Origin of the sequence: Clostridium moutaii (assembly GCF_041205085.1) — a bacterium.
GTDB lineage: Bacteria > Bacillota > Clostridia > Clostridiales > Clostridiaceae > Clostridium_B > Clostridium_B moutaii.
Window position 1 is genome coordinate 26,721 of sequence record NZ_JBGEWD010000023.1, and the last position, 13,903, is coordinate 40,623.

Here is a 13,903-nt window from a genome sequence, read left to right on the forward strand (position 1 = left end):
AAAATTATAAAAATTAAGAGGTGAAGATAAGTGTTGGATAAAGATAAGGTAAAAAAATTAAATATTTTTGCAACAAAAATTAGGATAGAAACTATAAGACAAATAGCCACAAGAGGTTTTGGACATATTGGGGGAGCTATGTCCATATGTGATGTATTGGCAGTTTTGTACGGTGATGTTATGAAAATTGATCCTAAAAATCCTAAATGGGAAAAAAGGGATTGGTTTGTATGCTCTAAGGGACATGCAGGTCCAGCGGTATATTCTACATTAGCTTTGAGAGGATTTTTCCCGGTAGAAGAGCTTAAAACATTGAATCAAAATGGAACAAGTCTTCCAAGCCATTGTGACAGGACAAAAACTCCGGGAATTGATGTAACTACAGGCTCTTTAGGACAGGGATTGTCTATAGCAGCAGGAATTGCACTGGGGCACAAGTTGGATAAAAAGGATAACTATATTTATGTAATATTGGGTGATGGAGAGTGTGAAGAGGGACAAGTATGGGAGGCAGCATTATATGCAGCACAAAAAAAAGTAAACAATTTGATTGCATTTATAGATTACAATAAGCAACAAATAGATGGATATACGAAAGATATAGATGATTTGGGAGATATATGTAAGAAGTTTGAAGACTTTGGCTGGTACTCACTAAATATAGATGGCTCAAAAGTAGAAGAAATAGAGGAGGCTGTCCGAAAAGCCAAGGCACAAAAAGAAAGACCTTCGATGATAGTATTAAATACAAGAAAAGGTGAAGGATGTAGTTTCGCTGAGAACACTTTAAATAACCATCACATAAATGTATCTATGGAACAGGGAAATGAAGCTGTCGAAATACTGGAAAAGAAGTTAAATACTTTAATGATTAATTAAGGATGGTGAAAATTATGGGCGTTATACTGGCAGAGAAAAATGTTGTTGATTCAAAAGCTATGAGAGATGCTTATGCTGAAACCCTCATGGAACTAGCGAAAAAAGATGAAAGAGTTGTAGCTTTAGATGCAGATTTAATGTCATCTATGGGTATGAAACCTTTTGCTAAAGAGTATCCAGAAAGGACTTTTGATGTAGGCATAGCTGAGGCAAATATGATAGGATTGGCCAGTGGTCTGTCTTTAACAGGAAAAATACCTTTTGCGCATACTTTCGGAGTTTTTGCTTCAAGAAGGGCCTGCGACCAAGTTGCCATATCAGGAGCATATCAAAAAGCAAATATAAGAATAGTGGGAAGTGACCCTGGAGTTACAGCAGCCTACAATGGAGGTACACATCAAACCTACGAGGATTTGGGTATAATGAGGGGAATTCCAGGTATGACAGTTATGGAGCCTACAGATGTTACCATGTTAAAAGACATATTAAAACAAGTCAAGGATAAATATGGAATGTACTATATAAGACTTGTAAGAAAAATTTCCACAAAAATATATGAAGAGGGATCAACTTTTGAAATAGGAAAAGCTGTGGAAGTAGTTAAGGGAAATGATGCCACAGTTATAGCATCAGGACTTCTGGTAGCTGAAGCTATAAAGGCGGCAAAAATTTTGGAAAATAAAGGCATATCTATTAGGGTACTTAATATGTTTACCATAAAACCTGTTGATAAAGAAGCAATCATAAAAAGTGCTAGGGAAACTGGAGCCATTATAACAGCAGAAAATCATAATATATTGAATGGACTTGGATCAGCAGTGGCAGAAGTTTTAACGGAAAATACTCCTGTGCCTATGGAGAGGATAGGAATGCCGGATTGCTATGGAGAAGTTGGTTCAATAGATTATTTAAAGGATAAATATGGCCTGAATTGTTCCAATGTAGTTGACAAGGTAGAGAAAGTTTTAAAGAGAAAAAATACAAATATGGAGGTTAATTATGAAAGCAGCAGTTATTGAAGAATTTAATAATATAATAATAAAGGAGGTGCCAAAACCACAATTGGGATATGATGAGGCACTGATAAAGGTTGAATATGCCGGAATATGTGGTACGGATGTCCATATATTTGCAGGACATCACAAGCAAGCCAAACCACCTCTCATTCCGGGCCATGAATTTGTAGGAAGATTGGCTGAAGTCAATACAGATAAACCTATAAATTTTAAAATAGGACAAAGGGTTGCAGCACAGCCTTTAACTGGCTGTGGCAAATGTGAATTATGTATTCAAGGAAGAGATAATGTGTGCGTGGATTTAAATATATTTGGCGTTCATAGTAATGGATGCTTTGCAGAATATATAAAAGTACCTTTAAAAAAGGTTTATTCAGTACCAGAGACTATTGATCCTAAAATTGTGGCATTGGTAGAACCTCTAGCAGTAGCTATGCATGATGTTAGAAGAAGTAACCTATTGGTAGGGCAGACAGCATTAATAATAGGAGGAGGCCCTATAGGCATCTTAATAGCTATGGTTGCAAAGCTCAATGGGGCTTCTAAAGTTGTTATAAGCGAAATAAATGAAAAACGTGTTAAATTTGCTGAAGATATGGATATGGGATTTGATGTGATTAATCCTTTGAAAGGTAATATAGATGAAAAAATTAAAGGTGTAACTCATAATATGGGATTTGATGTAGTTTACGAAGTTTCAGGGGTTCAGGCTGGAGCTGACTTGATGACTAAAGCTGCTAAAATAGGTGGAACTATAATGATGATAGGGATCCCAACTAAAAGTTACATTGTGGATACAGGAGCTGTAACTTTAAAAGAACTGGAAATGAGAGGGGTAAGAATACATTCACAAATAAATTTTGCAGCTGCAGTAGATGCCATTAAGAATAATGTGTTCAATGACAAATTAAAGAGACTTGTAACTAATGAATTTGATATAGAGGATGTCAAAAAGGCTTTGGAATTTTCCATAAAAGACAAAGACCACTTTAAAGTTTTGCTGAAAGTTAGCAAATAAATACTGCATATATAGTTTGATAGGCGGCTGAACAAAATAGCTGTTCAGCTCCTATTGGATTTTATATATTATTTTATATTATAAAGGAGAAGATAAGTTTAAAAAATGTGAAATCGTTAATAGAAGCTAAGCTGAAAGTGCTAAAACAAAATGATTTTATTACGATTCATATTTCATTTATAGAGAACACCAATAACCTAATTGATTATGAGAATTAAATTGATGAAGAACATCTCTTATTTAATCAATGCTTTACATTGGGAAATTGTAGTAGAAGAAGATTTATATAGAGCATTAAAAGAAAAAATTATTTTAGGAGATGCTTTTGATGTATTTTCAGTGAAATTCTTGAAATCTGACTCACTGTTTAAAACTGCCTGATCTTATTGTAAACGTTTTATAGAAAGCTTATAACAAAATTAATACAGGGTTATGTGTTAAATTAAGCTATTTAATTTTAGTAATGCTAAATATGGTATTATCTTATCCTATGAATTTTTATAATGGAGGGTGAATAATAATGCAAAATAAACAGGATATTGTAAATAACAAAAATACCGCAAATAAACCAGGTAATGTGCGTAGAAAAGCTGGCCGCAGATGGGTTATGCTAGGTGTTTTGTCATTAGGTGTGGCGTTCAGCTATCTGGATAGATCAGCATTAAGTGTCGCATTGCCGTATATTGAAAAAGATATTCATATGTCGCCTGCTGCAACAGGTGTTATTCTCTCTGGTTTTTTCTGGTCATACGTTATTTTCCTAATACCGTTAGGATATATAGGTGACAAGGTTGGACCGAGATTAACACAAGGTTGTGCTTCAGTTATCTGGGGATTATCAACAGCTGTAAATGCACTTTCTAGAGGTTTCTTGTCATTTTTTGGACTTCGACTTGTTCTTGGTGTTGCAGAAGCGCCTCTTTATACTTCTGGAACTAAAGCTATTAAAGAATGGTTTCCAAAGAAGGAACGTAGTTTTGCCAGCGGTACATTTAATAATGCATCAAAATTTGGTGGGACTGTTGCTACCCCACTTCTTGCTATTCTAATTACTAGCATTGGATGGCGTCTATCGTTTGTAGTTGTTGGTTGTATTGCAGCAATTTGGGGATTTGTATGGTTAAAATACTACAAGACACCAAGGGATCACTATAGTATCACTGATGAGGAATTGAAACTCATTGAGTCCGATCAGGAGGAAGTAAAAGAAGATGTTTTAAAAGAACTTCCCAAATATGCGGTAGCAAAATTATTTAAGCAAAAAACAATGTGGTGTATGATGATAGGATTCTTTTCGGTTAATTTTGTCTCCTATTTTTTCTTCACATGGTTTCCTACTTACATGATCAATACGTATCATCTCAAACTTATTACGTTTGGTTTTATTGGTATTTTACCGGGAATTGCTGCTATGATTGGTGGGTGGATTGGAGCAATTATCTGTGATCAACTTTATAAAAAAGGATATTCAACAACGGCATCAAGAAAAGTACCTTTGATATTGGGTCTATTGTTGAGTTGTGTGATTGGGCTAGCTGCCATCTCTCACAATATTTGGTTCACTGTGACCATCCTTTGCATAGCCAATGGAGCAGCGACCGGAGCGGGATCTGTTGTATGGACGCTTCCTGCTGATGTTGCACCAAACAGTAATATGATTGGTACCATAGGTGGTGTACAAAGTGCAGCAGGTAATATGTCAGGAATTGTTTGCCCGATTCTGATTGGTGTGCTGCTCAGCATCAGCAATTCTTATGCAGTGCCATTTATTGTATCTGGTATCATTTCTCTCATTGGGGCATTTGCTTATTTGATCATGCCAAAATTAGAGCCTATGAAACTTCATTAAGCATTCACAATCTTCGGGGAAATGGTATTGCTGATGGAATACGAAATTATAATAGATATGAGTATATTAAAAAATTAAATATAACAACAAGGAAATATTTTTAATGCTTACAGGGCATAGAGAATCATCTTTGGATTTTTTAAATTGGCAGCAGGATTTTTCTTTCCTCGTTTGTTCATGGCAACAAAGGCTATAAAAAGAGCATGTCTTGAAAAACCGGCAGATCCATATTTAGAAGGAATCATGTGGGGTAGAGGATATAAATGAAGATTTTGAAAAAATTAGTATGAAAGTTTATAGCATTTTTAGAAGTAAAAAAGCTCAATTATATTACAGAAGTTTATTATGAAAATTCCAGTAAAAATTTTATTTTTACTGGAATAGTATTTTATTATATTTGATTAAGGAACTGGTAGGTTGGCAGATCAATAGGTTGTGAACACAGATTATTATTAATCAACAGTCTAACGCCTTAAAATATTTTTACGTGCTAAGCTTCTGTTTATAAACGGCAGCAGTTTCAGTGAAAATTCCAATTCTAATAAATCGTTTCCTGAAGCTGTATCCACATGGTATAGTTCTTATATCTTTTTTAGTCTATATCTTATTGTATTGTGATGGAGGTGCATTACTTTTGTACAACTTCAAAAACTTCTATGGCATTCAAAGAAATATTTTAAAGTTATAAGCAGTTCAGAATTATTTTTTTATCAAAAGCCATTATAGGTCCTATATATTTATTGGCAAAGTTCTTAATATCCTTATTGATATCAGGATTACTCAATATAGAGTAAATTTCAAGAACGTTAAAATTTATAATAAAGTTGTCATTAAAAAGTTTTTTATAGGAGTCAAATGCTCTTATTGCTTCACTGTAGCTTGTCCTAATACTGCCTATGAAAATATAATATGTGCCTATTGATCTATTGGACGATTTAAGCCCTTTACACCTGCAAATACTTTTGATTTATTAAGTGGATGTAGTTTTTAAAGCTTCATTTAAAATAGTTTGCAAAATATCACTTCCTAAATAACTTAAATATTTTTGTCAAGTTTATAAAACAATGATATCCAATTAATGAAATACCAAATTCAATTGTATAAATGTATAATATAGATTAAAAAAAATTGTAAAAATGGTTATATGAAAATGTATTTAGAAATTCTACAATAATATATGTAGAGTTTAAGGGGCACATTTTAAAATTTCTGAAAAGGTTTTAATTGAATTGGAGACAAGTTATTTAGATGTTTAAAATTTAAATGAAAATTGGAGGATTGTATTATGAAGATGATTATTAATGGAGAAAAGGTTGATTCCAGTGATAAAAAAGGAATACAGGTTTTAAATCCTGCGACACAGGAAGTCATAGATACTGTACCAAGTGCGACGCAGGAAGATATACAAAAAGCTATACAAGTGGCCCAAACAGGGAGAAAAGTCTGGGCTCAGATACCTTTATATGAACGCTCCTCAATACTTAAAAAGTATGTTGAACTTCTAAAAGAAAACAAACTAGAATTGTCCAAATTGGAAAGCAGTGAAACCGGCAAAATAATAAAAGAATGTGAAGGGGAATTAGGTACGGCTGCAAAGATATTTACAGGTTTTATTGAAAGAGCCAATCACTTATGTGGTGAAGTGATGCCGGATTGTCAGTCGGAATGTGGCAAGGACATAATATTTACAAGAAGAGAACCTTTAGGCGTAATTGTTTGTATAATACCTTTTAATTATCCTGTGGAATTATTCTGTCATAAGGTAGCACCGGCTCTTGTAATGGGCAATTCAGTTATTGTAAAACCAGCAACAGATAATCCATTAACAGTTATAAGGCTTGTTGAACTTCTATTAAAAGCGGGAATACCTAAGAATGTGGTGCAAGTAATAACAGGAAGAGGTCCTGTAGTGGGAAATCATCTTATTGAAAATCCTAATGTAGATGCTGTTAGCTTAACAGGAAGTACAGAAGTTGGTATTGAAGTAGCTGAGAAATCAGCAAAATATCTCCATCATGTATTTTTGGAACTTGGCGGAAACGATGCTATGATAGTAATGGATGATGCAGATATAGATTTTGCAGTAGAGGAAGCCATGCTTGGAAGGATATCAAATACTGGACAAACTTGTTGTGCCACAAAGAGAATAGTTGTCAATAATAAGGTTAAAGATGAGTTTATAAAGAAACTTATAGAAAGACTTGAAAAAATAAAAAGGGGTAATCCAGCTGACCACAGTACGGATATAGGATGCTTGATAAGCGAAAAAGCTGCCATAGATGTTGAAAAGCAAGTTAAGCATACTATAGATCAGGGGGCAAAGTGTGTATATGGAGGTACCAGAAACAAAGCCTTTTTTGAACCTACTGTGTTGGTTGATGTAACACTGGATATGGATGTAGCTAATGATATGGAGATATTTGGACCGGTAATTCCTATAATTGGATTTGATACTGAAAAAGAGGCTGTTGAAATAGCAAATGCTCCAATATATGGGCTTCAGTGTGGAATTGTAACCAATGATATTAAAACAGCTATCAATATGGCTGCAAAAATTGAAGTCGGAAATGTTGTAATAAATGGAACGGGAAACTATAGACATATAGATATGGCTTTTGGCGGTACCAAAATGACCGGTATAGGAAGAGAAGGAGTTCAATATACTCTAGAGGAAATGAGCAAAGTAAAGAGCTATGTATTAAAAAATATTCTTAAATAGAAATTTAAATAATAAGGAGGAGATAAGTGTGAAGAGTTTTGAATTTTCTAACAGAACTTCGATTATTTTTGGTAAGGGTGTTGAATCTACTGTAGGTAAGAGGATAAATAATATTAGCAAAAGTAAAAGGGTTCTTTTAATCCACTATGGAGATGGTCTAATTGAAAAGCTTGGTCTTTATGACAGAGTTATGAAATCGTTGGCAGAAGCTGATCTGAAAGTGCTGGAGCTTAAGGGGATTAAGCCAAATCCAGATTTAAGTAAAATACATGAAGGCATTGAAATATCCAAAAAGAATAATGTAGATTTCATATTGGGAATAGGAGGGGGCAGCATAATTGATACAGCTAAGGGAATTGCAGCAGGTGTTCCTTATGATGGAGATGTATGGGATTATTTTACAGGTAAAGCAGGTATAGTAGAAGAAGCTCTGCCTATCGGAGTTATTACTACCATGCCGGCATCTGGAAGTGAGACAAGTACAGGAGCAGTTATTAGTAAAAGTGATACAAAGCAAAAATTATCTATTGACAGTTTGGAATTAAGACCTAGATTTGCCATGCTAAATCCCGAACTAACAGTTGGGATACCGCCGTTTTTAACTGCTTGTGGTTTTGTAGATATAATGTCTCATACAATGGAAAAATATTTTTCACCGGGATGGAAAAATGACTTCACTGACAGATTATGTGAAGCTTTACTTAAATCAATGATATATAATGGCAGAATAGTTATGGAAAATCCTAAGGATATAGATGCTCGTTCGGAAATAATGCTTGCAGCTTCATTTTCTCACAATGGATATACAGATAGTGGAAGAACACCAGATTGGGGATCTCATTTTATTGAACATGAGATAAGCGCTATATATGATATTACACATGCAGCAGGATTAACAGCAATTATTCCTGCATGGATGAAATATGTTTATAAGGAAGATGTAAATAGATTTGTACAATATGCTGTAAGAGTATGGGATGTAGACCTTGAATATGGATCTTTAGAAAAAATAGCGCTAGAGGGAATTAACAGAACTAAAAATTTCTATAAAGAAGTTAACCTCCCAACGTCGTTAACGGAATTAAACATTGATGATAAGTATTTTGAAGAAATGGCAGTAAAAGCTACTGTGAATGGTCCTTTGGGATCATTTAAAAAGTTGTATAAAGAAGATATAGTAGAAATACTTAAATTAGCGCTGTAATATTGAAATGACAGTTGCATCAGGTAAAATTTTATAAAGTCAAGATAGAATACTAAATTTAGTAATGTTACTGTGAAGCATCTTAATAAAAACGTAAATATTAAGGTGCTTCATTTAAAATAGTATTATATAAAAAATATAGAAATCCCATAGAGAATTTATACTGGATATAAGTGAAAGGAGGGAATTTTATGTCCCATTATTTAGCTGAATTTATAGGAACAGCAATTCTTATATTTCTAGGTGATGGAGTTTGTGCTAATATTACATTGAATAAAAGTAAAAGCCAAAATGCAGGTTCACTTTTTTGTATGATTGGATGGAGTCTTGCAGTTGGAGTTCCCGCATTAATATTTGGAGGTATAAGTGGTGCACATTTCAATCCTGCGCTTACAATAGCATTTGCTGCAATAGGTAAATTTCCGTGGGCGGAAGTACCGGGCTATGTAGTTAGCCAAATGCTTGGAGGATTTATAGGGGCAGTTCTTGTGTGGATTCATTATCTGCCACACTGGGCTGAAAGTAAAGACATACCATCAGAGGTCATACTTTCAATTTTCTGTACAACTCCTGCAATAAGAAATTATACTATGAATTTTATTTCAGAATTTATGGCTACATTTATATTGGTATTTACAATTTTGGGTGTGGGTGCTGCAAAGACTGCAGATGGAGTTGGAACAGTATTTGTAGCATTTATAATTTTAGTAATAGGTACAGGCTTAGGGGGAACTACAGGATTTGCAATAAACCCTGCCAGAGATTTATCTCCAAGAATTGCACATGCATTGCTTCCTATAAATGGAAAAAATGGCTCTGATTGGGCATATTCCTGGATTCCAGTTATTGCACCAGTGTGTGGTGGTATAGCAGCTGCAGGAATGTTTGCAGTCATATTTTAAATGTGGCGTTAAATAATAATATTAAAAAATAAGCAAACATTGAAAGTAAGTATAGTTTTGAAAATCTATACTTATTTTTATGACTATTTAATCAAATCGAAATTTTAATATACAAGTCTAGTTATAATTACTTAGTTGTCAATAGATTTATTTATAAATGGTAACAGTTTCAATGAAATTTCTAATTCTAGTAAATCGTTTTCTGAAGCTGTATCCACATGGCATAGCTCTTCTATTTTTTTTAGTCTATACCTTATTGTATTGTGATGGAGGTGCATTTCTTTTGCACAACTTCGAAAACTTCTGTGATATTCAAAAAAATATTTTAAAGTTATAAGCAGTTCAGAATTATTTTTTTTATCAAAAGCTATTATAGGTTTTATATATTTATTGGCAAAGTTCTGAATATCCTTATTGACAGCAGGATTACTCAATATAGAATAAATTCCAAGGTCTTTAAAATTTATAATGAAGTCTTTATTAAAAAATTTTTTATAGGACTCAAATGCTCTTATGGCTTCATTATAGCTTGTCCTAATACCGTCTATTGAAGGATAATATGTACCTATTCCAAAACTAAAATCATTTATATGAAAAAAACTTTTAAATTCTTTTTGTATTTTTATAATTTTCAATTTCGTGTTTTTATAATTTTGGATAGAGGAAATATCTCTATTTACAGGACTAAATACAATATAGTTTCCATTAAACTCAAAGGCACTTAATACCTTATATTTGAGATTTATATTATTTTCAATAAATGTGTAAATTTTGTCTAAATCCTCATATTGAGATATAGGCGAGTCTTTAGACACAGCTACTATATAGTCATTATATAAATCTATATTCAACTCATTTGACTCACATAACAAAGCAATTTTGTCTATAATTTTATTATTAACTAATTGCAGTAAAAATTTGTTTTGCTTTGCACTAAATTTTCTATTAGAGTTTAAAAATCTATTTACATAGGATTGAACGCAAGTCAAGACATATTGAAACAAAGATATATTTTCAAAGTTAAGCTCACCATTTTTTTCATAAAGAATTATATAGCCATAACAGCTCGTTTTATGCTTTATATCGGAAAATAAAATTGATTTGTCTTCGAAAACAATTCTTTTGATATCTTTTATTGCGAAAGTATTTTCTGTATTTTGAAATTTTTCAATTAACTTTGTTATTTGTATTTTCGATATGGAAGATTTTGGAGGGTAGCTAGCGGATATATCATTGTAATTTATATGTATATAACAGGGAATATTAAATATTTTGTATATATGTTTGGCGATTTCATCAAAACTATTGCTATTTAATATAAAATCGGATAATGTAGTCATTTTATTTAAGATATCTTTATTTGTATCTAATTGTATTATATGCATTAAATAGAGCAGAGGAGAAAAAAAATCATACCAACCGTATTCATTGGGAATATATATTAAAGGAAAATTGTAAGTATTGCAGAAATCTATGACCTCTGGTGAAAATTCTTTTATATATCTGTTTATTTTAATTCCTAAAGCACAGACACCTCTATTGTATAATTCTTTTATGATTTTATATTGAAGTTCAGTATTGTCTTTAAATAAATATCCTGTAGTCATAAGAAATTCATTGCTCTTTACAAAATGAAAGGAATCAGGAGTTTCAAGTACTCCAAATTGATCTATTGGGCGATTTAAACCCTTTACACCTGCAATTATTTTCGATTTATTAAGTGGATGCAGTTTTAAAGCTTCATTTAAAATAATTTGCAAAATAATTACCTCCCAAGTAATTTGGATAGTATAAAATTTGTTATGATAACTTACATAATTATTTATTATAAATTTATTAATTAAATTATGGAGTCATTAAATATTTTTGTCAAGTTTATAAAACAATAATATCCAATTAATAAAGTGCCAAATTTAATTGTACAGGTGCATAATGGTTATTAAGAAAAATTGTAAAAATGGTTATATGAAAATATATTTAAAAATTCTACAATAATATATGTAGAGAAGGAGTTCGATATACTCTAGAGGAAATGAGCAGGGTAAAGAGCTATGTATTAAAAAATATTCTACATTAATATTAATTTCACTAATATATAACTTAGAAGTTGAATATTCTAAATAAAACTAAAGAAATGAAGTGCCTGTTGGCAGTTCATTTCTTTTATATATTAAAATTTATACAAAGTAGGTGAAGCATATGAAAATTGGAATTTTAACAAGCGGGGGAGATGCACCTGGAATGAATGCTGCTATAAGGGCAGTAGTAAAATCCGCAAGTTATAATAATATTGAAGTTTTGGGTATAAAATATGGTTATAAAGGATTGATAGATGAAGAATTGATAAAATTGGACAATTCAATTGTAGATAACATTTCAGAAAAAGGGGGAACCATACTCAAAACGGCAAGGTGTTCAGAATTTATGGGAGAGAAAGGAAGAAGAAAGGCAGTAGATACATTAAATAAATTTGGTATAGGCAGTGTAGTTGTAGTTGGAGGAGATGGTTCATTTAAAGGAGCAGAGAAACTTAGTAAATTAGGAATAAAAGTTATAGGCCTACCAGGAACTATAGATAATGATTTAGCCTATACAGATTATTGTATAGGATTTGATACAACATTAAATACGGTATTGGAATGTATAGGTAAGATAAAAGATACGGATGCTTCCCATGAAAAGACTACTATTGTAGAAGTTATGGGAAGGTATTGCGGGGATTTAGCTTTGTATTCTGCTTTAGCAGGAGGAGGAGATATAATATCTACTTCCGAGAGAAAGCTGGATTTTGATACTATATGTGATAAATTAAGCAAAAATATAAGTAAGGGGAAAAGTGATAACTTGATAATAATAACTGAAAGGATATATGATATAAGGGAGCTTCAAGAATATATTGAGAGAAAGTTAAATATAAGTATAAGAAATACAGTCTTGGGGTTTATACAAAGAGGAGGAAACCCATCTGCTTTTGACAGAATATTGGCAAGCAAAATGGGTATTAAAGCTGTGGAGTTGTTAATAGAAAATTGTACAGGAAGGGTTGTTGGAATTAGAAACAATAAAATAATAGATGTAGGCTTTAATGATGTAAATAATATAAATACCAATAAAGACAGGGAATATGAGCTACTTAATATGCTTTTATAGGGTTCTATTATCTGTGGCATGCTACTATTGCTGCTCATTATGCCCATGCTGTTGAAGATGGACTCGATACTTCAAGAGTTTATCATAAAACAGGTGTTGGGATTTTGCCTGTTGAAGTTAAAGTTTCTGGAAATGCTGTAATAATATTTAAATCTGAATTATTATTAAATGATTAAAGAAAAAAGTCTACGTTATAACTGTTATGGAGAACCATACCATAAATGACGGAGGTTTTTGTGGTATGAGTTGATATGAGAGGGTTAAAGAGACTTGCTTGAATTTAATATGGATGAAAAATTTTATAAAATATATGATTTTAAATTGTAAAATGTGTTATAATATAAATAAAGAAAAGGGAAAATAAAAATAGATGCTGAGAACATCCTGTAGTGTACAATCTAGTTGCTCAGGCAACTGGTGTTGTTATTAATTTATAATAAAAAATAGTAACCATCCATTTGCAGCGGGGGTTACTATTTTTTTATTGTCTTAATAAGTAATACTATGAATGTTAGCAGTGAAATGAGGAATAATTCTCCTTCAAAAAGTAACATTAAGATGTCATTACTCATTGTATCACCTCCCTTCAAAAAGGGGTGAGTGATACCTACCAGTAGTCCACAGGCAGCTTATTTGATTGTACTAATATATAGCATGTCTAATGTGATAATTCTATAGTCAATATCAGTTGTTNAAAGGGGTGAGTGATACCTACCAGTAGTCCACAGGCAGCTTATTTGATTGTACTAATATATAGCATGTCTAATGTGATAATTCTATAGTCAATATCAGTTGTTACTTCAAACATATATTATAAAAAAGAAAATCATTTGTTCATGTCAAGTCATGAATGTTTTATTTTTTTGCAATGTTTCTTTTGTATATTATTAATAGCTTTTGACTTTTTATATTGAGCTGATTTTATCATCACATCAAGATAAACAGTTTTGAATATTTTTAAGGGACATTGCAAAGGTACTTTTGAAGACTTAAAGCAAATAGAATTGCAAAAGAGGATATTAGGTCAATTATGACCAATCCACAGGAGTTAAAGGGAGAAGATATTGCTGTAGGATTTTTAGCTGTATTTTACAATGAACTTTCACAAATAAAAAAATATTAAAAGGTTAAATGAAATTGTAAATTCTTGTATAGTTAAGAACCTT

11 protein-coding genes are annotated in these 13,903 nt (G+C 32.1%); 9 read left to right on the top strand and 2 right to left on the bottom strand.

The genetic code is table 11. The annotated features are described in order from the left end of the window. The first annotated feature begins 30 nt into the window (after window positions 1–30). The 5 genes from AB8U03_RS16330 to AB8U03_RS16350 all read left to right on the top strand — a co-directional run bounded on the left by AB8U03_RS16330 (window position 31) and on the right by AB8U03_RS16350 (window position 4,762). Complete coding sequence (locus tag AB8U03_RS16330; protein WP_369705618.1) at window positions 31–879, top strand: transketolase; 849 nt, start codon at window positions 31–33, stop codon at window positions 877–879. Between the two features lie 14 nt (window positions 880–893). Continuing rightward, window positions 894–1,898 carry a transketolase family protein gene (locus tag AB8U03_RS16335; RefSeq protein ID WP_369705619.1) on the top strand — a complete coding sequence of 335 codons (1,005 nt, stop codon included), beginning with the start codon at window positions 894–896 and terminating at the stop codon, window positions 1,896–1,898. Next, entirely contained in the window at window positions 1,879–2,913 is a 1,035-nt protein-coding gene (locus tag AB8U03_RS16340) for a zinc-dependent alcohol dehydrogenase (RefSeq protein ID WP_369705620.1), read from the top strand. Before AB8U03_RS16335 ends, AB8U03_RS16340 begins: the two co-directional genes overlap by 20 nt. A 207-nt stretch (window positions 2,914–3,120) precedes the next feature. Beyond that, a complete protein-coding gene (locus tag AB8U03_RS16345; RefSeq protein ID WP_369705621.1) occupies window positions 3,121–3,294 on the top strand; it encodes an NAD(P)-dependent oxidoreductase in 174 nt (57 codons plus the stop codon). A 139-nt stretch (window positions 3,295–3,433) separates the two neighbouring features. After that, window positions 3,434–4,762, top strand: a complete 1,329-nt coding sequence (locus tag AB8U03_RS16350; protein ID WP_369705622.1) for an MFS transporter — start codon at window positions 3,434–3,436, stop codon at window positions 4,760–4,762. 581 nt (window positions 4,763–5,343) lie between these two features. Here the strand turns inward: AB8U03_RS16350 and AB8U03_RS16355 are convergent. Then, complete coding sequence (locus tag AB8U03_RS16355; protein WP_369705631.1) at window positions 5,344–5,391, bottom strand: hypothetical protein; 48 nt, start codon at window positions 5,389–5,391, stop codon at window positions 5,344–5,346. A gap of 656 nt (window positions 5,392–6,047) precedes the next feature. Here AB8U03_RS16355 and AB8U03_RS16360 point away from each other — a divergent pair. The 3 genes from AB8U03_RS16360 to AB8U03_RS16370 all read left to right on the top strand — a co-directional run bounded on the left by AB8U03_RS16360 (window position 6,048) and on the right by AB8U03_RS16370 (window position 9,587). Then, window positions 6,048–7,481, top strand: a complete 1,434-nt coding sequence (locus AB8U03_RS16360) for an aldehyde dehydrogenase family protein (protein WP_369705623.1) — start codon at window positions 6,048–6,050, stop codon at window positions 7,479–7,481. Between the two features lie 28 nt (window positions 7,482–7,509). After that, window positions 7,510–8,685 carry an iron-containing alcohol dehydrogenase gene (locus tag AB8U03_RS16365; protein WP_369705624.1) on the top strand — a complete coding sequence of 392 codons (1,176 nt, stop codon included), beginning with the start codon at window positions 7,510–7,512 and terminating at the stop codon, window positions 8,683–8,685. A gap of 191 nt (window positions 8,686–8,876) precedes the next feature. Next, a complete protein-coding gene (locus tag AB8U03_RS16370) occupies window positions 8,877–9,587 on the top strand; it encodes an MIP/aquaporin family protein (RefSeq protein ID WP_369705625.1) in 711 nt (236 codons plus the stop codon). A gap of 131 nt (window positions 9,588–9,718) precedes the next feature. Here AB8U03_RS16370 and AB8U03_RS16375 read toward each other — a convergent pair whose 3' ends face one another. Beyond that, complete coding sequence (locus tag AB8U03_RS16375) at window positions 9,719–11,347, bottom strand: PucR family transcriptional regulator (RefSeq protein WP_369705626.1); 1,629 nt, start codon at window positions 11,345–11,347, stop codon at window positions 9,719–9,721. Between the two features lie 439 nt (window positions 11,348–11,786). Here AB8U03_RS16375 and pfkA point away from each other — a divergent pair, with 439 nt between their 5' ends. Continuing rightward, entirely contained in the window at window positions 11,787–12,737 is a 951-nt protein-coding gene (gene pfkA / locus AB8U03_RS16380; RefSeq protein WP_369705627.1) for a 6-phosphofructokinase, read from the top strand. The last annotated feature ends 1,166 nt before the right edge of the window (window positions 12,738–13,903 follow it).